At 58.0% G+C, this 18,739-nt stretch carries 18 protein-coding genes; 10 read left to right on the forward strand and 8 right to left on the reverse strand.

Going from position 1 to position 18,739, the window contains the following annotated elements; genetic code table 11:
* Positions 1-20: 20 nt before the first annotated feature.
* Both J8G15_RS12990 and J8G15_RS12995 read left to right on the forward strand, forming a co-directional pair.
* Positions 21-725 (forward strand): response regulator, encoded by a 705-nt coding sequence (locus tag J8G15_RS12990; protein WP_210542487.1) that lies wholly within the window; start codon positions 21-23, stop codon positions 723-725.
* 2 nt (positions 726-727) lie between these two features.
* Positions 728-2,023: a cell wall metabolism sensor histidine kinase WalK gene (locus J8G15_RS12995; protein ID WP_210542489.1), complete on the forward strand. Its 1,296-nt coding sequence runs from the start codon at positions 728-730 to the stop codon at positions 2,021-2,023.
* A 259-nt stretch (positions 2,024-2,282) separates the two neighbouring features.
* Here J8G15_RS12995 and waaF read toward each other — a convergent pair whose 3' ends face one another.
* The 4 genes from waaF to J8G15_RS13015 all read right to left on the reverse strand — a co-directional run bounded on the left by waaF (position 2,283) and on the right by J8G15_RS13015 (position 5,146).
* Positions 2,283-3,239 (reverse strand): lipopolysaccharide heptosyltransferase II, encoded by a 957-nt coding sequence (waaF, locus tag J8G15_RS13000; RefSeq protein ID WP_240538563.1) that lies wholly within the window; start codon positions 3,237-3,239, stop codon positions 2,283-2,285.
* A 61-nt stretch (positions 3,240-3,300) separates the two neighbouring features.
* Positions 3,301-3,504: a zinc-finger domain-containing protein gene (locus J8G15_RS13005; RefSeq protein ID WP_210542492.1), complete on the reverse strand. Its 204-nt coding sequence runs from the start codon at positions 3,502-3,504 to the stop codon at positions 3,301-3,303.
* Positions 3,505-3,570: 66 nt separating this feature from the next.
* The gene (locus J8G15_RS13010; RefSeq protein WP_210542494.1) at positions 3,571-4,521 is read right to left on the reverse strand and encodes a branched-chain amino acid transaminase; all 951 of its coding nucleotides are present in this window, start codon (positions 4,519-4,521) and stop codon (positions 3,571-3,573) included.
* A 76-nt stretch (positions 4,522-4,597) separates the two neighbouring features.
* On the reverse strand, positions 4,598-5,146 hold the full coding sequence (locus J8G15_RS13015; protein ID WP_210542496.1) for a TIGR02281 family clan AA aspartic protease: 549 nt from the start codon (positions 5,144-5,146) through the stop codon (positions 4,598-4,600).
* Between the two features lie 409 nt (positions 5,147-5,555).
* On the opposite strand from J8G15_RS13015, the gene J8G15_RS13020 reads away from it, so the two are divergent.
* On the forward strand, positions 5,556-5,783 hold the full coding sequence (locus J8G15_RS13020) for a hypothetical protein (protein ID WP_210542498.1): 228 nt from the start codon (positions 5,556-5,558) through the stop codon (positions 5,781-5,783).
* A gap of 119 nt (positions 5,784-5,902) precedes the next feature.
* Entirely contained in the window at positions 5,903-6,151 is a 249-nt protein-coding gene (gene infA / locus J8G15_RS13025; protein WP_210542500.1) for a translation initiation factor IF-1, read from the forward strand.
* Positions 6,152-6,205: 54 nt separating this feature from the next.
* Here infA and radA read toward each other — a convergent pair whose 3' ends face one another.
* Positions 6,206-7,573, reverse strand: coding sequence for a DNA repair protein RadA (gene radA, locus J8G15_RS13030; RefSeq protein ID WP_210542502.1), 1,368 nt, complete (start codon positions 7,571-7,573; stop codon positions 6,206-6,208).
* A 162-nt stretch (positions 7,574-7,735) separates the two neighbouring features.
* Here radA and J8G15_RS13035 point away from each other — a divergent pair, with 162 nt between their 5' ends.
* A complete protein-coding gene (locus tag J8G15_RS13035; protein WP_210542504.1) occupies positions 7,736-8,728 on the forward strand; it encodes a 2-dehydropantoate 2-reductase in 993 nt (330 codons plus the stop codon).
* A gap of 268 nt (positions 8,729-8,996) precedes the next feature.
* Positions 8,997-10,226, forward strand: coding sequence for an IS256 family transposase (locus tag J8G15_RS13040; RefSeq protein ID WP_210542506.1), 1,230 nt, complete (start codon positions 8,997-8,999; stop codon positions 10,224-10,226).
* An 82-nt stretch (positions 10,227-10,308) separates the two neighbouring features.
* On the opposite strand, the gene cadR is transcribed toward J8G15_RS13040, so the two are convergent.
* Positions 10,309-10,710: a Cd(II)/Pb(II)-responsive transcriptional regulator gene (cadR, locus tag J8G15_RS13045; protein WP_210542507.1), complete on the reverse strand. Its 402-nt coding sequence runs from the start codon at positions 10,708-10,710 to the stop codon at positions 10,309-10,311.
* Between the two features lie 302 nt (positions 10,711-11,012).
* On the opposite strand from cadR, the gene J8G15_RS13050 reads away from it, so the two are divergent.
* Positions 11,013-12,191 (forward strand): ABC transporter substrate-binding protein, encoded by a 1,179-nt coding sequence (locus J8G15_RS13050; protein ID WP_210542509.1) that lies wholly within the window; start codon positions 11,013-11,015, stop codon positions 12,189-12,191.
* A 161-nt stretch (positions 12,192-12,352) separates the two neighbouring features.
* On the forward strand, positions 12,353-14,611 hold the full coding sequence (locus J8G15_RS13055) for an ATP-binding protein (protein ID WP_210542511.1): 2,259 nt from the start codon (positions 12,353-12,355) through the stop codon (positions 14,609-14,611).
* A gap of 380 nt (positions 14,612-14,991) precedes the next feature.
* On the opposite strand, the gene J8G15_RS13060 is transcribed toward J8G15_RS13055, so the two are convergent.
* On the reverse strand, positions 14,992-15,783 hold the full coding sequence (locus J8G15_RS13060) for an exodeoxyribonuclease III (protein WP_210542513.1): 792 nt from the start codon (positions 15,781-15,783) through the stop codon (positions 14,992-14,994).
* Positions 15,784-15,793: 10 nt separating this feature from the next.
* On the opposite strand from J8G15_RS13060, the gene pyrE reads away from it, so the two are divergent.
* Both pyrE and J8G15_RS13070 read left to right on the forward strand, forming a co-directional pair.
* Entirely contained in the window at positions 15,794-16,504 is a 711-nt protein-coding gene (pyrE, locus tag J8G15_RS13065) for an orotate phosphoribosyltransferase (RefSeq protein ID WP_210542515.1), read from the forward strand.
* 2 nt (positions 16,505-16,506) lie between these two features.
* Entirely contained in the window at positions 16,507-17,187 is a 681-nt protein-coding gene (locus J8G15_RS13070) for a DUF4124 domain-containing protein (RefSeq protein ID WP_240538271.1), read from the forward strand.
* A gap of 37 nt (positions 17,188-17,224) precedes the next feature.
* On the opposite strand, the gene gatB is transcribed toward J8G15_RS13070, so the two are convergent.
* Positions 17,225-18,739, reverse strand: a complete 1,515-nt coding sequence (gatB, locus tag J8G15_RS13075; protein ID WP_210542518.1) for an Asp-tRNA(Asn)/Glu-tRNA(Gln) amidotransferase subunit GatB — start codon at positions 18,737-18,739, stop codon at positions 17,225-17,227.

The raw sequence follows: 18,739 nt of genomic DNA on the forward strand, positions 1-18,739 counted from the left end.
GTGCCCTCTAGACTGTGCGCATGAGCCAACACCTTTTGATGATTGAAGACGATGCCCGACTGGCGAGCATGGTGAGCGAGTACCTGACCCAAAACGGGTTCAGCGTCCGCGTGGCGGGTGACGGGCAGCAAGGCTTGACGGCATTGGAGGCCACGCCCCCTGATCTGGTGATTCTTGACCTGATGTTGCCCGACATGGAGGGCCTTGAGGTCTGCCGGCGCATTCGAACCCTGCCCGGACCGCTGGCGCAGGTCCCGGTGTTGATGTTGACGGCCAAGGGGGATCCGATGGACCGAATCATCGGTCTGGAGATCGGGGCCGACGACTACCTACCCAAACCGTTTGAGCCACGCGAGTTGCTGGCCCGCATTCGAGCCGTGCTGCGCCGCCGCGTGGATGGCCCGTCAACGAGCACTCAGACCCTTCTTTTTGGCACGCTGGAAATTGACCGAGATGCGCGCACCGTCAGCGTCGGCTCGCAGCCCTGTGACCTGACCTCCTATCAATTCGATTTGCTGGTGGCCTTGGCGGAACGGGCCGGTCGGGTCTTGAGTCGAGACCAGATCATGGAAGCCGTTCGGGGGCGGGAGCTGGACGCCTTTGACCGGTCTATTGACGTGCACATGGGACGCATCCGCGCCGCCATCGAGCAGGATGCCAAGAATCCGAAACGCATCCTCACGGTGCGGGGCGTTGGCTATGTCTTCGCCCGCCAGCAGGACTGAGCATGTTCAACAAGCTCTATGTCCGGATCTGGCTAGCGGTGGTGCTGGCAGTGGCGGTATTGACCTTGTTGGTGGCCTGGGCCTGGCGTTTGGCAGCTGAACCGCCGCTTCGCGATGTTTTTGTCCGCAACGCGCAGGGGCAAATCATCGGCAGTGGCCATCCGCGCCGGATGCGCACGCCAGACGGTAGGCGATCAGGAACGATGGGAGCACGCCCCGAGGAAGACGATGATAGAGAGGGGACCGCGCACTGGCCCGAACCGCGTGGACGTTACGGCTCTGGCCCTGAGTTTTTGGTCCGCATGCTGGACGGTCAAACGGTCTTGCTGCATTTGCCACGCGCGCCGACGCCCTCTTGGAGTCGACCACCGTTTGGTTTTTTTTGGATGCTCGCTCTGGTTAGCTTGGCCGTGGCCCTGGCAACCTACCCCATCATCCGCAAACTCACCCGACGGCTTGAAAAGCTGCAGAACGGGGTAGAGCAATGGGGAGCGGGCGACCTGTCGCTGCGCATTCCCGAAGCGGGACAAGACGAGGTGGCCTTTTTGGCCAAACGGTTCAATGTGGCTGCCGAAAGGGTGGAGACCCTGGTCAAGTCGCACGAATCTCTGCTGGCCTCACAAAAATCACTGTTAGCCAACGCCTCACACGAGCTGCGCTCACCGCTGACCCGCATTCGCATGGGGCTGGAGTTGATGGGCGCCTCCCCGTCACCCGCATTCAGGACGGAAATTGAGAGAAACATTACCGAGTTGGACCAGTTGATTGAAGAAATTCTTTTGGCGAGTCGCCTGGACGCCCGCGAGGCCGACATGGGGACCATCGAGTCAGTGGACCTTTTGGGCTTGATCGCCGAGGAGTGCGCCCGGGTCGATGCCGACCTGGACGTGCAGCAGGCGTCAGCCGCTGGCGAGGCAAAACAAGCACCCGCGCTTGAAGACCTGCCGGTACAAGGCGTGGCCAAGCTGCTGAGGCGCGCCGTTCGCAATCTTCTGGAGAACGCCCGCCGCCACACGGCGGGAGAGATTGCTGTGACGCTGGCGCAAGAGGGCGACCAAGTGGTGATTCGGGTTTGCGACCGCGGACCTGGCGTGCCTGCCGCCTTGCAGGAACGAATTTTTGAGCCGTTTTACCGCTTGCCCGGGGCGACCGAGCGCGACGGTGGCGTGGGATTGGGGCTGGCCTTGGTGAAATCAATCGTGCTGCGCCACGGTGGCACGGTGGCCTGCGAGAACCGATCGGGCGGCGGCGCCTGTTTTGTGGTGTCTTTGCCTTTATCAGCCAAAAACAGTCGCTAATAGTCTCAAAATGAGACACTTTTGTGGAAAATTTCCGCAGTATCCCCCAAATGTGGGATGGTCGCAGCGCGGTGGACTTAGTAAAGTTGCACCACTGCTGTCACAGTGATCAAGTATTGAAACCGACCAGAGAGGGAAACGAGTTTCAAACCTTTAAGAGTCCAACGACGTTCCTTCGGGAACTTTTACAAAGCCACCTTCGGGTGGCTTTTTTTTATGCCAAACTGGCTTTTGGCCCTTGATCTATTTGCACAAGAAGCTATAGAAGAGAGAGCACTTTTGCGGGAGTGACGTCGTTCAGGCAGCGAGTGTGGCCCAAGGGGCAGGTGCGCTCGAAGCAGGGGGCACAGTCCAGCGCAGGCTGGTAGGCAGGGTCATTTTTCAACCACAGAACCTGTGCGTGGCCATTCAACGGCGGGGTGTGCAGCGGGCTGCTCGACCCAAAAATGGCGACTTGCGGAACACCAAACGCCGCAGCCACATGCATCAGTCCGGAGTCATTGCTGATCACGGCCTTCGCTGCCGCGATGGCCGAAAACGCATGGGCCAACGATGTTTTTCCCGCCAGATTCAGGCATTGACCCGCTTGCGCCTGGTTGACTGGCGCCGCAATCTCCTCACACAGTGCCAACTCTTTACCGGACCCCAGCAACACGACCGGCAAATCAAGCTGGAGGGCCAGTTCTGAAAAGTGGGCCGCAGGCCATCGCTTGGCAGTGCCAAATTCCGCGCCGGGCGCGAACACGTAATACCGGCCCCGCACCAGGCCCATCGAGCCCAAAGCGTGCTCAACGTCCGCGGCATCGAAGTGCAACTGCGGGGTGTCATTCGCAAGCTCTGACGTGGCGCCGCTCAGAGCCGAGTAAAAAGCCACCATGGGAGGGCGTTTGGTCTTGGGCGGATTCTTCAGCCGATGGCTCAAGAGGCCAATTCGCGCTTCGCCCAAGTAGCCCACTCGCTTTGGAATGCTCGCCAAAAACGGCAGCAGCGCGCTTTTTAGGGAGTTGGGGCACACATAGGCGATATCAAACTCGCCCTCCATGGCGCTGGCCAGTCGACGACGCGCACTGAATTGCAGCCCGCCATGGGCGAACGGAAACTCGATCACGGCCGACACCTGCGGCATGGCCCGGTACACCGGCGCCACCCACGGCAAAGCACCCACCGTCAGCTGTTCGCCGCGCGCAGCCAGTCGGCGCATCAGCGGCTCGGTCATCACCGCGTCGCCAATCCACTGGGGCGCAATGATGAGGGACTTGGGTGCGCTCACCAACGACTCAATGAGCGGCGAAGTGCTCGCCTTCCTTGAGTTTGTAAACCGTGCCGCAATAGGGGCACTTGGCCTCACCGGTGCGCGCCACGTCCAGATAGACCTTGGGGTGGCCGCTCCAGATTTTCATATCGGCCAAGGGGCTGGGGCAATACACGCCCCCTTGGAGATTCAGGTCTTTGGCCAACAGTTCAATGCTTGATTTGCTCATTTTTTTACTCAAAATAGGGGGTTGAAGCCATGCGCGCGCTGAACGCCCTCATGGTGGCAGGACGGCTTAAACCGGGGTCAGCCAGTGGGCGTACTTGGGGTTGCGGCCATTGACGATGTCAAAGTACGCCGCCTGAATTTTTTCGGTGAGGGGGCCGCGGGTGCCGACGTAATCGTCCCGCCCCAATTCGATACGGTCCAGCTCGCGAATAGGGGTCACTTCGGCCGCCGTTCCGGTGAAGAAGGCCTCGTCGCAAATATAGACTTCGTCGCGGGTGATGCGCTTTTGCACGACTTCGAGCCCCAGGTCTTTGCAGATGTGGAACACCGTATTGCGGGTGATCCCATTCAGGGCTCCCGCAGACAGGTCGGGGGTGTAAACCACGCCGTTTTTGATCACAAACAGGTTCTCACCTGCGCCTTCTGAGACGAAGCCGTTGGCGTCCAGCAGCATGGCCTCGTCGTAGCCGTCGTCTGTGGCCTCCATATTGGCCAGAATCGAGTTGGTGTAATTGCTCACTGCCTTGGCCTGCGTCATGGTGATGTTGACGTGGTGACGGGTGTAGCTGGAAATTTTCACGCGAATGCCGCGCTTCATCCCCTCATCGCCCAGATACGCGCCCCAAGGCCAGGCCGCGACCATCAAATGAATGGTGTTGCCCTTGGGGCTCACACCCAGTTTCTTGTCGCCGATCCAGGTCAGCGGACGCAGGTAGCCGGACCCCAGCTTGTTCTCACGCACCACCGCAACTTGAGCCTCATGGACCTCGGCTTGGGTGAAGGGAATCTTCATTCTCAGGATTTTGGCGCTGTTGAACAGTCGCTCGGTGTGCTCTGCCAGCCGAAAAATGGCGGTGCCATTGGCACCGTTGTAGGCGCGGACGCCTTCAAACGCACCGCAACCGTAGTGCAGCGTATGGGTCAGAACATGGACCTTGGCGTCACGCCAGTCCACCATCTGCCCATCCATCCAAATTTTTCCATCGCGGTCAGACATAGAGGGGGGCATTGGGTTCATGTGAATTCCTTGTGGATGGACAGAGGCTGCAGGTTGGGCACCATTTTACGGGGCATGGAGCGGCTTGGCGCGGCGATCAGCGGGCCCGCAAAATCATCTGCTCTTTGGTCAGGGTGATGTCAAACCGCGCCAGGAAGCTCTGACCCAGCAGGGCTTTGTCCTGCACGCCGCCCACCAAGCCAACGCCCACCCGAACGCCCGACACCGTCAAGGGCCCGAGTGTGACGGGAACGTCGGGCACCGTGCGTCCGTTGAGCGTGCCATTGGCCGTTTGAAACACGGTGGGCATGCCTGGCGCCAGTCCAGCGGATTGCGCAAACGTTTCACTGACCGTCACCAGCGATGCCCCTGTATCCACCAAAAAGGTGACCGCTTGTCCGTTGATGGCGCCGAGGGCGTAAAAATGCCCGTCGCGGGCTCTGGGAATGATCAAGTCCCCCGTGGCCGACACAATCACTGGACTGGGCTTCAGGTAATGCGTCATGGCCAGATAGAGCGCGCCCATCACGACCATCCAAAAAACAACGATGCCCAAAGGCCCCCATTTCAGACTGTTTGACGGGCTGCTAAGGCGCCGGCTGTGTTCGGGCACGCTCCGTCGCGTCTCACGATCCTCATTTCCCATGCTGTTCTCCGTCGTTGCGTCAATGTTAGCCCGGCGAAAGTGGTGACATCAAAGCAGCCAAACGCCCCCGCATTGCCACCTTAGGCGCCAAAGGGTATAATCCGCCACCTGGTTAGGTTTATCGCTTATATAGCGTGACAATTTTCTGGTTTGCACCATAGCAAACCCAGCATCTCCAACTTCCCGGATGACACAGTGCACGGAGCGCCACCCAAATGCCTCCATTGCTGATTGCCACATCAGCATTGCCAACCGTACATCCGTTGACATCACGCCATTCAAGGGCTGCCACGTTGGCTCACAAACGTGGCAAAAATGATCCGGACCAAGTACGTAGCGGCCTCAAACAGGCCGAATTTCCAGTTTTTTTAGTTGCTAACCGTGACGGAGTGTCACGGCGCATGGATGAATGAATAAAATGATAAGTAATATCGAGATGGGCAAGTACCTCGTCTCGCCTCTCAGCAAACAACTCGATGACGGGCGTTTTGCCGCATCGGTCTCCATCCGGTCGGGTCGCGGTCGCGGCACACATGACCGGGTAATGCGTTTCACGCCTAGCTTTGGCTGCGACACAGCGGCCCTGAATTACGCCACTCAACAAGGCGTGATCTGGGTGAATGAGCGTTTAAACTGAGTTTAAGCGGCCTGCGGGCACTGCCAAATTGGTGGTGCTGGCTCGCCCCGAATAATTTGACCCAATGGTCTGGCCCAAGCCGGAGCATGAGATTTTTAAGACTTAACGGAGTAAAGACAATGGCTAAGGAAGAACTGATTGAGATGAGCGGCATGGTGACCGACGTTTTGCCAGACTCGCGTTTTCGCGTGACCCTGGACAACGGCCACCAGCTCATCGCCTACACCGGCGGAAAAATGCGCAAGCACCACATCCGTATTTTGGCGGGCGACAAAGTGTCACTGGAGTTGTCGCCTTACGACTTGACCAAGGGTCGGATCACATTCCGCCACTTGGCCGGTCGTGGCCCAGCTCCGAGCCAGCACTGATCCCCTCTTGAATCGACCTGCAGCCATCGCGTGATGGCTCGCTCGCCAAAGTTCTCACGTGTGAGAGCGCACCACTTCCATCGCTTGCTCGACCCGCTCGACGGCGTGAATGGTCAAACCGTCAATCGGTTTTTTCGGCACATTGGCCTTTGGCACCACCGCCACACTGAACCCCAGCTTGGCCGCTTCTTTCAGTCGCTCTTGACCTCTTGGCGCCGGTCGCACTTCGCCGGCCAACCCCACCTCTCCAAACGCAAAGAATCCCTTGGGCAGCGGCTTGCCCCGCAAGCTGGACGTGATGGCGAGCAACACGGCCAAGTCGGCGGCGGGCTCGCTGATGCGCACGCCGCCCACGGCGTTCACAAACACATCCTGGTCCATGCACGCCACGCCGGCGTGGCGGTGCAGCACAGCCAACAACATGGCGAGGCGGTCTTTGTCCAGCCCCACGCTCAGGCGCCGGGGTGATGGGCCGCCGGTGTCAACCAGCGCTTGTATCTCGACCAGCATAGGGCGCGTGCCCTCCAGCGTGACCATGACGCAGCTTCCCGGCACGGGTTCCGAGTGTTGGCTTAGAAAAATGGCACTGGGGTTGGAAACCCCTTTCAGCCCTTTTTCGGTCATGGCGAACACGCCAATCTCATTCACAGCGCCAAACCGGTTTTTGATCGCCCTCACCAAGCGGAAGCTGCTGTGCGTGTCGCCTTCAAAGTACAACACGGTGTCCACCATGTGCTCCAGCACACGCGGGCCGGCCAGCGCGCCTTCTTTGGTCACATGGCCCACCAACACAATGCACACACCGCTGGATTTGGCGGCACGGGTCAAGTGCGCGGCACATTCACGGACTTGCGCCACCGAGCCAGGGGCGGAAGTCAGCTGATCGGAGTACACGGTTTGAATGGAGTCAATCACCGCGATGTCCGGTCGCATGGCATCCAGCGTAGCGAGAATTTTCTCCAACTGGATTTCAGCCAGCACCTTGACCTGCGAGTTGTCCAGGCCCAGTCGGCGGGAACGCAGAGCGACTTGGGCGCCACTTTCCTCGCCTGTCACATACAAAGTGCTCTGTCCACTTCGCTGCAAGGAATCCAGCGCCTGAAGCAACAGGGTCGACTTGCCAATACCGGGGTCGCCGCCAATCAAGACCACGCCGCCTTCCACCATGCCGCCGCCCAACACCCGGTCCAGCTCTTCATGGCCGGTGGGTGTGCGCGCCATGTCGACGGCATCGATGTCGCCCAGCGTGGCAATCTCGGCGGTTTTGGCCAGCGCCGCAAAGCGGTTTTTAGCGGGAGCGTTGCTTTCAGCCGCGGACTCGACCAAGGTGTTCCAGGCGTTGCAACTGGGGCACTTGCCCAACCACTTGGGGCTGGTGCCGCCACATTCTGAGCAGACGAAAACGGATTTATCTTTGGCCATGGCAGGCATGATACTGTATGAATTAACAGTCAACAAAGGCCATCCAAAGCGACTCCACCATCTCCTCTGCAAGAATGGCCTCAGCACTCAACTTGATTCAAACGCCAACAGCTATTATTTTTATAGCTGCTTGTGCAAATCCACAAAGGGCTTAAGAAAAAAATGACTCAAAAATCATTCACCAAAGTTTGCATTTATGGCGCGGGTGCCATTGGCGGCTGGATCGGCGTCAAGCTCGCCCAAGTGGGCTGTGAGGTGAGCGTCGTGGCGCGTAGCGCGACCCTGCAGGCCCTGCAGCAGAACGGGCTTCAACTGCAAGAGGCGGGTGAAGCGCGCACCGTGCCGGTGCAAGCCAGCGCCAGCCCGGCTGAACTTGGCGTGCAAGACCTCGTCGTCATTGCCGTCAAAGCACCTGCATTGCGCGATGTGGCGATGCAAATTGCCCCACTGATCGGGCCAGACACGGTGGTTCTGACAGCCATGAACGGCGTGCCATGGTGGTTTTTCAGCGGGTTTGGCCAAGCGCTGGCCGGCACCCCGCTGCAGGCGATTGATCCGACGGGCGAAATCGGCCAGGCCATCCCCGCGGCCAACGTCGTGGGTTGTGTGGTGCATGCCAGTTCCTCCATCGACGCACCCGGCGTGATTCGCCACCACTTTGGCAATGGCCTGATCATTGGCGAGCCCGCTGGCGGCCAGTCACCCCGCGTGGTGCAATTGGCAGCCTTGCTGAACGAAGCGGGCTTCAAGGCCAGCGTGTCCGAACAGATCCAAAAGGACATTTGGTACAAGTTGTGGGGCAATATGACGGTGAACCCGATCAGCGCTATCACCGGCGCCACCACCGACCTGATTCTGGGCGACGAGTTGGTGCGTAACTTTGTGTCTCGCGTCATGCTGGAAGCCAAAGAGATTGGCGCGCGCATTGGCATCCCCATCGACCAACAGCCTCAAGACCGCCATGCGGTCACCTTAAAACTGGGGGCCTTCAAAACCTCCATGCTGCAAGACGTGGAAGCGGGCAAGTCCGTGGAACTGGACGGACTGGTCACCGTGGTCAAGGAACTGGGCACACTTACCGGCGTCGCCACGCCTTTCACGGATGCCTTGCTGGGCCTGGCCAGACTGCACGCGCGGGGCCGAGGCTTGTATTGACGGCTTGCTCAGCCCATGGAACCGATTGCCGATTTGCTCCATATTCAATAGCGAGTTGCGCTTGATAGACGGAGGTAAGCGGCAAGAATGATGCATAAAACACACGGCTACCCGACGCCAGACTGATCGCTCGACAACGCGTCAACTGGAGGTGTCGCTGCCCTTGCGAACGACATGAGCCGGCATCCCGCCGGGGTGAGCGGAGGGTGTAAGAAGTTTTGTGTAAACGGTTATTTGGCAGGAAACTGCTGTCTTGCATGGAGCCGAGATGACCGTAGAGATGAAACCCTTACCCGCCGAGCTGATTGACGCCCTGTTGGCCGACTACAAAAAGCCCGAAGACCTGATTGGCCAGAATGGCCTCTTGACGCCGCTCACCAAAGCCTTGGTCGAGCGAGCTTTGCAAGCCGAATTGACCGGCCACCTGGGTCACGGCAAGAACCAGTTGGTTGCCAATGAAGCGGGCAACACCCGCAACGGGTGCAGCAAGAAAACGCTCAAAGGCGATTTTGGCCAGCTACCCATAGAAATCCCCCGTGACCGCGCCGGCACCTTCGAGCCCCAACTGATTGGCAAACACCAGACCCGCTGGAGCGGCTTTGACGACAAGATACTGTCGCTGTATGCCCGAGGCATGACGGTACGCGAGATTCAAGGCCATCTGCAGGAGATGTACGGCGCCGAAGTGTCTCCTACCCTGATTTCATCCGTGACCGACGCCGTCATGGACGAGGTCAAAGCCTGGCAGTCGCGCCCCTTGGAGGCGCTGTACCCCATCGTCTACATGGACTGCATTCACGTCAAGGTGCGCGACAACGGTACTGTGCGGGTCAAGGCCCTGTACTTGGCCATTGGCGTCAACCTGGACGGCCTCAAAGAGGTACTGGGCCTGTGGATGGCCCAAACCGAAGGGGCCAAGTTCTGGCTGCAGGTGGTGACTGAACTGAAGAATCGGGGCGTGGCTGACATCTTTATCGCCTGCGTAGATGGGCTCAAAGGTTTCCCTGACGCCATTGAGGCAGTCTTCCCCAAGGCGACGGTGCAGCTTTGCATTGTTCACATGGTGCGTCACAGCCTGAACTTCGTGGGGTGGAAACAGCGCAAGGAAGTCGCCGCGGATTTGCGGCTGATTTACGCTGCGCCCACTGAATCCGAAGCTGAGCGACAACTCACGGCATTCGAGGTCAAATGGGACGATTCCTTCGCTCCGATTGGGCGCTCCTGGCGGCGCAACTGGACACGCTTGATACCGTTCTTTGAATACCCGCCAGACATCCGAAAAGTGATTTACACGACCAACGCCATTGAGTCCGTGAACATGAGCCTGCGCAAAATAACCAAGACCCGCGGCTCGTTCCCAACTGAGGACGCAGTGTTCAAGCTGTTCTATCTGGCACTGAACAACATCAGCCAGAAATGGACGATGCCGATTCGGGATTGGAAGGCTGCTCTGAACCGCTTTACCATTCAGTTTGACGAGCGCATGCCGCGCGTCTAACTTAACCGCCGTTTACACAAAATTCGGGACACCCTCGGTGAGCGCCATGAACGTGGCCCGTCGAGCCGGGCTTGAGGGCGGGTTACTGACGCGCCATGCCGGACAAGCCCGTCAAAATGCCGCAGTGCGCCGCATCCTGGGCGTCCTGACACTGGGCACGCAAGGTCTTTAGCTGTTTCTCCAGTTGCTTCAGGTCTCGCATGCGCTCAGCGACGTGGCCAATGTGCTCGTCCAGCAGCTCATTCACGGCGGCGCAGTTGTCAGCGGGCGAGTCCTTGAAACGCAGCAGCACACGAATCTCGTCCAGCGTCATGTCCAGACTGCGGCAATACCGCACAAAGGATAAGCGCTCGACATGCACCTCGTCATAGATGCGGTAGTTGCCCTCCGTTCGCGCAGCCACCGGCAACAAACCTTCGCGCTCGTAGTAGCGAATGGTATCGATTTGAGTCCCTGTCATTTGGGCCAATACGCCAACCTTCATGCCCCTCCTTTGTACGATGCCCAGCCGCTCGGGAGAACCGATCCACCCCAAGCAGGCGGCTTAAACCGCTTAAAGCGACCAGTGTATTCAACACATCAGCGATGCGTGGTCTGAGAATTTTTCCGTTTTGTGGATTTCCACGGCTTTAGCCCCCGACGCCAACCTCCCAATTCATCAGTATTCCTACCGAAAAAGTCGGTGTCATGCAAGATTTCAGCCTGTCAGTCTTCTACAGACATCATTCTGCTCGTTTCAAGTCGCCGTGAGGTCTGCAACCAAACTGGATCACATCCGCCAGTCTCTTGAAGTTGGCTGCCCTCGATCCATTATTTTCCCTACAACTGGCGCATCGTGTGACAATTTGGGCGACGGTCTATATGAATCTGTGGCGCGTTAGCCGGGATTCTGTAGCCTGTTTTTTTGACTGTACAGGAGGCAAAAATATGAAAATAGCTTCCCACGATGGAGATACAGGGGCACTGAAATGGCGTGGTGTCCTGCTGGTTCTCGCGACACTGGTTGCCGGGGGGGTGACGTTCTTGGCGTTGCGCTCGCCCGTTGCACCCCCCATGGCGGGAACCAAGGTGACGATCGCGGTGCCAACTCAGATCAACAGCGCGCTGATGCTTGTCGCTTCGGCTCAGGGCCTGTTCCTTGACTCTGGCGTGGATGTCGTTAGCCAACCCTTCGAGCTGGGCAAAGACGCTTTGCAGTCTCTTCTCGATGGGAATTCGGATCTGGCGGTGGTGGCCGATACCCCTGTCGTATTCGCGCTACTCAATGGTTCCGATATCGCCATGCTCGCCGGTATTTCGCAGGCCCGTCGGGCATTGGCGATCATTGTGCACAGTGACCGTGGCATCGACAAAGTCGAAGACCTGCGTGGCAAGTCCATCGGCGTGACCCTCGGTACCAACTTGACCTACTTCCTGGACGCCATGCTGCAAGTCCACGGCGTTCCAAGCAACAAGGTCAATCTGGTCGACCTTAGGACAGATGAGCTAGCCAGCGCCTTTGAGGATGGTGGAATCGACTCAGCCGTGGTGTATCAACCGTTTTTGGCCAAACTCAAAGAGAAGATGGGCGAGCACATGAAGGTGTTTTATGGGGAGGATATCTATGCGTTCCGGTTCCTTCTGGTGGGAAAGCCCTCGTACATCGATAGCCATCCGCAGGAAATTAACCGGATATTAAGCGCGCTGGTTGCTGCCAATCAGTCAATTCGCACCAATCCGGTCGCGGCGCGCCGGGCAATTGGGGACGCAACCAAGATTGATGACGCCACCATGGCGCAACTGTTCGAACCTGAAGACTACGTCCTCTCCCTCGACCAGGCCATGCTGCTGGCGCTGGATGACCAGACGCGCTGGGCGATGCAAAAGGGACTCGTGAAACCTGGGCCAACGCCAAATTATCTGAATTCCATGAAGTATCAAAATCTCGAAGCTGTGCTGCCGGCCGCGGTGACGGTCGTGCACTAGGAGTTGCCTTGAAGATACGCACCCAGATCAACGGCTTGCTGGTAATAGCGGCCCTCGCCATTTCAGGCTCGATTGGCATAACGTTGATCTCGGTGCGCAATGTTGACCAAGCAACGAGTGATATCAGTGCCGGCCAGGATTTGATCAACAGCGCCACCCAGTTGCGCCAAGTCGCGGTGGAAACCGCCTTGTTTCATGAGTTGCGTAGCCAAGACCAATGGCAGCGCAAGATGGCCAGTATCAGCAGTGAGATTGACCGTATGCCCACCACGACGACCCTTGAGGAGTCGAGTTTGGAGCGCCTTCGGAAGAAGATTGATTTGATGCAAATCATCTATCCGCGACTGACGAGTAGAACGCGTTCAACCCCGGATGGATCCACTACCCCCGGCTCAGAGCTTGAGGTGGCGATGGAGACGCGCGCCGTTGCTTCGCTCTTGGTGGTGACCCAGGAAGTCATCGATATTGCACATGAACTGATTCGCGGCAATCGGGAGCAAGCGAAGACGGCCTTGCTCCGTATGCAAACGTCGATCGGAATGGTCATTCTGGCAATGGGCGCACTCATCGTCTTTGTCTGGCTTCTTGTCAGTCGCCGCATCCTGCAACCTTTGCGTATTTTTGAACAAGGGACAAAACAGCTGGCGGCTGGCAATTACGCACACCGTTTGAAGTTGGTTCAAAACGATGAGATCGGCGACTTGGCTGAGGAGTTCAACGCCATGATCCAGCGCGTCGAGGCGGCCGCAGTGGAACTTGGAAAACACCGCGACAACCTTGCCGAACAGGTACTGTCAAGAACCACCGAACTGACGAAAGCAAAGGTCGTCGCCGAATCGCTTTCTCAGTACGCCCGCAGCTTGATTGAAGCGAGTCTGGACCCCTTGGTCACCATCAGCGCGCAAGGCAAGATAACCGACGTGAATGACGCCTCCGTGCAGGCGACCGGCGTGCCACGCGAGCAGCTCATTGGCACGGACTTCTCAAGCTACTTCACCGAGCCCGAAGAAGCGCGCAAGGGCTATCAAAGGACCTTCTCGGAGGGATTGGTACGCAATTACCCGCTCGCCATTCGTCACAAGACTGGACGGATCATGGACGTACTCTACAACGCCGCCGTATACACGGATGCCAAGGGCATGGTCCTTGGCGTGTTCGCCGCAGCACGCGACATCACCGAGCGCAAATTGCTAGATCAGGTGCTGCATGAGAAGAACGCTGAGCTGGAGCGAGCCACGGCCGCAGCGGAAAAAGCGAACCTGGGGAAATCAGATTTTCTATCCAGCATGAGTCATGAATTGCGCACGCCGCTCAACGCAATTCTCGGTTTTGCCCAGCTTATTGAATCCGACTCGCCTGCGCCGACGGTGAGTCAGAAACGAAGTCTGGACCAGGTTCTCATTGCGGGTTGGTACCTGCTGGAGCTGATCAACGAGATCCTCGATCTGGCGCAGATCGAATCGGGCAAGATCGTGTTGTCGCTGGAGCCGGTCTCTATGGTCGAAGTCATGGACGAATGTCGCGCCATGGTCGAACCGCTGGCCACCAAACGCTGTATCAAAATGACGTTTTCGCCACTTGAATCCGCCTATTTCATCGAGGCTGATCGAACCCGGATGAAACAGGTGCTGATCAACCTTCTTTCAAACGCAATCAAGTACAACAAACCGGGTGGTTCGGTCATCTTGACGTGCGCCGTGGTGGCTGCAAACTCGATTCGTATCAACATCCAGGACACTGGCACTGGACTGACGCCCGAACAGATGGCGCAGCTCTTTCAGCCGTTCAATCGTCTCGGAAGGGAGTCCGGCCCAGAAGAAGGCACGGGCATCGGCCTGGTCGTGGCCAAGCGCTTGGTGGAACTGATGGGGGGCACTATTGGCGTGGAGAGCGCTGTGGGGGTGGGGAGCGCGTTCTGGATCGAATTCAAGCTGAAAACGGCACGTCAGCTTGACATTGAGGATGCCGCGCAGGTGGTGCTCGCGCGGCCACCGGTGCCAGAGGGAACGCAGGCGCGCACGCTGCTCTATGTGGAAGACAATCCGGCCAACCTAGAGCTGATCGAGCAGCTCCTTGCCCGACGCTCCGACCTACGGGTGCTGAGCGCGGCGGACGGCAATTTAGGCATCGAATATGCGCGCGCCTATCAGCCGGATGTGATCCTGATGGACATCAACCTGCCCGGCATCGGCGGACTTGAAGCGATGAAAGTCCTGCGAAGCGACCCGTCGACAGCGCATATTCCTATCATTGCACTCAGCGCCAACGCACTGCCCCGCGACATCGAGAAGAGCCTTGCGGCTGGTTTTTTCGGCTACCTGACCAAGCCAGTCAAGCTCGACGAGTTCATGGATCATGTGGATTTGGCACTGAAATCTCCGGCAGCGGGCTGGAACGCCGATGTTGACAGATCGTTTTAGCGTCAATAACCGGCGCAGCGACAAATTGAAAAATTTCTACAAACGTTTTGACACGCTCTCGGTCAAGGCGTAGCAGTCGTTCGAAGCCGCGATGCCCCGCTGTCACGGCACTCGAACGGGGCCGTTGAAAAATGTGCGCACTTCCGTTAAATGACAGCTCCCTTGCTCCTGACACCGCCGACGAATGGCTGATGTATGTCTAAGCCGAGCCATCATGGCAACGCGCTGACAGGCCGCTCTCGGTCGGAACCTGTCATCGCCCTGCGCTGCGCTGCGCAGCGCCAACATCAGCCGGGCACCCCATGGCCTGCGCTCTAGCTAGCCGACACGGCCGTTCCTGATGGGTCGAAACTGCGCTGGGCGCACCCCAACCTTCGCCGTTAAAGCTTGAAGTCGTATTCGATCGTCAGCGGCGCGTGGTCTGAGAACTTTTCAGTCTTGTATATCTCCACGGTTTTAGCACCCGACGCCAAACTTGGTGTCGCCAAATGGTAATCCAGCCGCCATCCCACGTTTTTGGCATAGGCCTGACCCCGGTTGCTCCACCAGGTGTAGGCCTCGTCGGTCGTCGTTGGGTGCAGGCTGCGGTACACATCCACCATGCCGACTTCGTCCAGCAGCTTGGTCATCCAGGCCCTCTCTTCGGGCAAAAACCCGGAGTTTTTCCGGTTGCCCTTGAAGTTTTTTAAATCAATTTCGTGGTGCGCAATATTGATGTCGCCGCACAACACAAACTCGCGCTCGGCCTTGAGTCGCTGCAAATGCGGGTACATCTCGTCCAAAAACCGGTACTTGGCCTGCTGACGCTCGTCCCCGGAAGAACCGCTAGGGAAATAGCAACTGATGATGGAGCGCTTGGCTGAGAGCGTGTCGAAGCGCAACTCCACGTAGCGACCCTCCAAGTCAAACTCGGGCGAGTTGTAACCCACGATGACGTCGCTGGGCTCATGGCGGGTGTAGACGCCCACGCCGGAGTAGCCTTTCTTCTGCGCAAAATGGAAGTGGCCATTCAGGCCGGCCAAGGCTTCAAAGCGGCCTTCAACGTCGGCGGCTTGCGCCTTGACCTCTTGCACACAAATACAATCCGGGTTCACGCTGGTCATCCAGGCCTCCAGGCCTTTGGTGGTGGCAGAGCGGATACCGTTGAGGTTGAGGCTGGTTAATTTAAACAAGGATTTCCTCATGTCTGAGAGTGTGACAACTAGCGCTGAGGCCACCCCATCACATGATGCGCTGGCCCAGGATTTTGTGCAGTTTGCGATAGAAGGTGGCGTGCTTCGCTTTGGAGAATTCAAAACCAAAGCGGGTCGCATGAGCCCCTACTTCTTCAATGCCGGCCTGTTCGACGATGGCTCCAAACTGGGCCGACTCGCCCAATTTTATGCGCAGCGCCTGTTGGCCAGCGGTATCGAATTCGACATGATCTTTGGCCCCGCCTACAAAGGCATCCCGTTGGGCGCTGCGCTCGCCATTGAGTTGGCACGCCTGGGACGCAACGTGCCCTTCAGCTACAACCGCAAGGAAGCCAAAGACCACGGCGAAGGCGGCACCTTGGTCGGCGCGCCTTTGAAAGGCCGCGTACTGATTGTTGACGATGTGATGTCTGCCGGCACCGCGGTGCGGGAATCCATCCGCATCATCGAAGCCGCTGGCGCCACAGCCCACGCGGTGGTCATTGCGCTGGACCGCCAGGAGAAAGCCACCGAAAACGGACAGGACGTGGATCACAGCGCAGTGCAGTACGTCAAGAACCAATTGGGCATGCAGGTTTGCGCGATTGCGAAGCTCTCTGATCTAATGCAATATCTGGAAAGCCACAGTGCTGACGGCTTGGCCGCCGACCATCAGCGCGTGATGGCTTACCGTCAACGTTATGGTGTAACCGAAGGATAGACATGCCCCGATCAGTGATGCTTTTGTTGAGGCGCGGTCTCGCGAGCGCCAGTCAAGGTGTGCTGCTGATGGGTGTCGTTGGCTCAGTGCCCGCCATGGCCCAGTCCACCCCCATACAAGGCATCTACACCTGTACGGACGCCCAAGGCCGCAAGCTCACCTCCGACCGCCCGATTGCTGCCTGCAATGACCGGGAGCAAGTCGTACTTAACCCCAGCGGCACTGTGAAATCGCGCGTTGGCCCTACCCTGACCGCCCAGGAACGAAACGAGCTGGAGGTCAAGCGCAAACTTGAATTGGAGGAGCGGTCGCGGCTGAATGAAGAAAAGCGCCGGGACAAGGCGCTGTTAATTCGTTACCCCAACCAATCCGTCCACGACAAAGAGCGGCAGGAAGCACAGACGCAAGTCGGCGTTGTCAGGCACGCAGTAGAAAGCCGCATGGAAGAACTGCTGCGCCAACAAGCTGCCCTGGGCACCGAATTCGAGTTTTACGCCAAAGACCCCAGCAAGGCACCGCCATCCCTTCGCCGGCAGTCTGAAGACCTCACCCAGAGCTTGGTCGTCCAGCGACGGTTTGTGAGCGACCTGGACGCTGAAACACGGCGAATCAACGCCCGGTTTGACGAAGAATTGGTGCGTCTGAAGCAGTTGTGGAGTCTTCACTCCTCCGCCGCCAAATAAGCTGGCGCGCCCCGCCCATTGGGCAGGACGCCAGATTTCAACCCAGTTTTTTGCGCAGGAGGTCGTTGACCTGTTGCGGGTTGGCCTTGCCTTTGCTGCCCTTCATGATTTGACCGACCAAGGCGTTTAATGCTTTGCCATTGCCGGCCTTGTACTCTTCCACATTTTTCGGGTTGGCCGCCAACACGTCGTCAACGATCTTTTCCAACTCGCCAGAGTCGTTCATCGGCTTCAAATCTTTGTCTTCAATGATTTGATCAATGAAGGCTGCAAGATCGTCAATCGCGGACATCTGCCGCGTGCACATTTCGGCAAATGCCACTTTGACTGAGCTGCTGGTCAAACCACCATTGGCGACTCGCTTGAGCAGCTCACCCAGCGCCGTTGGAATGGGAATTAGCACGTCATCAATATCGACGTCAAGTCGATTCATCAGGGCAGAGACCTCCCCCAGCGTCCAATTTGCAGCCAACTTGGGTTGCCCGCAAATGGCAGCGGCGCTTTGAAAATAAGTCGCCATGGCTCTCGATTGCGTCAAGGCATTGGCGTCGTACTCCGACAGCCCGTAGTCCGCCACAAAACGCTGTGCCATGACGCGCGGCAACTCCGTCATTTCTGATCGTACCCGCTGCACCCACTCATCCGCAATCACTAAGGGCGGCAAATCAGGGTCAGGAAAGTAGCGGTAATCAGCCGCATCTTCCTTGGTGCGCATGGCACGCGTCTCGCCTGTGTCCGGGTTGAACAACACGGTGGCCTGCTGAATGGCGTGGCCATCTTCAATCTGCTCAATCTGCCACCGAATTTCGTAATCGATGGCCTGCTGCATAAACTTGAAGCTGTTCAAATTCTTGACCTCACGCCGGGTGCCGAGCGCTTCGCCTGGCTTGCGCACGGAAACGTTCGCGTCACAGCGAAAGCTGCCCTCTTGCATGTTGCCGTCGCAAATGCCGATCCAGGTCACAATTTTGTGCAGCTCTTTGGCATAAGCCACGGCCTCGGCACTGGAGCGCATATCCGGCTCGGTCACGATTTCCAGCAAGGGCGTGCCAGCACGGTTCAGGTCAATGCCGGTCTGACCAATAAAGTCTTCGTGCAAAGACTTGCCGGCGTCTTCTTCCAGATGGGCACGCACCAAACGGACGGAACGTTTTTCGCCGCCCAAAAAGAACTCAACATCCCCACCCTGCACCACTGGGATTTCAAACTGGCTGATTTGGTAGCCCTTGGGAAGATCCGGGTAAAAGTAATTCTTGCGCGCAAAAATGCTGCGCGGCGCAATCAGGGAGTTGACGGCCAAGCCGAACTGAATGGCGCGCTCAACCGCGCCCTTGTTCATCACGGGCAAGGTGCCCGGCAATGCCAAATCCACGGCACAGGCCTGGGTGTTGGGCGCAGCACCAAACGCAGTGGCGGCCCGGCTGAATATCTTGCTGGCGGTGGACAACTGGGCGTGGGTTTCGAAGCCGATGATGACTTCATAGCCGGACACCAGTGGGCCGGTCGGACGGCCCTGTTGTTGGGCTTCAAATGGATTTACGGTTTCACTCAT

Origin of the sequence: Rhodoferax sp. PAMC 29310, assembly GCF_017948265.1 — a bacterium.
GTDB lineage: Bacteria > Pseudomonadota > Gammaproteobacteria > Burkholderiales > Burkholderiaceae_C > Rhodoferax.

Bases quoted from the DNA above. Each gene is read 5' to 3' on its own strand.
- J8G15_RS12990 (WP_210542487.1), top strand. From the start codon at position 21: ATGAGCCAACACCTTTTGATGATTGAAGACGATGCCCGACTGGCGAGC.
- J8G15_RS12995 (WP_210542489.1), top strand. From the start codon at position 728: ATGTTCAACAAGCTCTATGTCCGGATCTGGCTAGCGGTGGTGCTGGCA.
- waaF (WP_240538563.1), bottom strand. From the start codon at position 3,239: ATGACCGAGCCGCTGATGCGCCGACTGGCTGCGCGCGGCGAACAGCTG.
- J8G15_RS13005 (WP_210542492.1), bottom strand. From the start codon at position 3,504: ATGAGCAAATCAAGCATTGAACTGTTGGCCAAAGACCTGAATCTCCAA.
- J8G15_RS13010 (WP_210542494.1), bottom strand. From the start codon at position 4,521: ATGAACCCAATGCCCCCCTCTATGTCTGACCGCGATGGAAAAATTTGG.
- J8G15_RS13015 (WP_210542496.1), bottom strand. From the start codon at position 5,146: ATGGGAAATGAGGATCGTGAGACGCGACGGAGCGTGCCCGAACACAGC.
- J8G15_RS13020 (WP_210542498.1), top strand. From the start codon at position 5,556: ATGAATAAAATGATAAGTAATATCGAGATGGGCAAGTACCTCGTCTCG.
- infA (WP_210542500.1), top strand. From the start codon at position 5,903: ATGGCTAAGGAAGAACTGATTGAGATGAGCGGCATGGTGACCGACGTT.
- radA (WP_210542502.1), bottom strand. From the start codon at position 7,573: ATGGCCAAAGATAAATCCGTTTTCGTCTGCTCAGAATGTGGCGGCACC.
- J8G15_RS13035 (WP_210542504.1), top strand. From the start codon at position 7,736: ATGACTCAAAAATCATTCACCAAAGTTTGCATTTATGGCGCGGGTGCC.
- J8G15_RS13040 (WP_210542506.1), top strand. From the start codon at position 8,997: ATGACCGTAGAGATGAAACCCTTACCCGCCGAGCTGATTGACGCCCTG.
- cadR (WP_210542507.1), bottom strand. From the start codon at position 10,710: ATGAAGGTTGGCGTATTGGCCCAAATGACAGGGACTCAAATCGATACC.
- pyrE (WP_210542515.1), top strand. From the start codon at position 15,794: ATGTCTGAGAGTGTGACAACTAGCGCTGAGGCCACCCCATCACATGAT.
- J8G15_RS13070 (WP_240538271.1), top strand. From the start codon at position 16,507: ATGCCCCGATCAGTGATGCTTTTGTTGAGGCGCGGTCTCGCGAGCGCC.
- gatB (WP_210542518.1), bottom strand. From the start codon at position 18,739: ATGAGTGAAACCGTAAATCCATTTGAAGCCCAACAACAGGGCCGTCCG.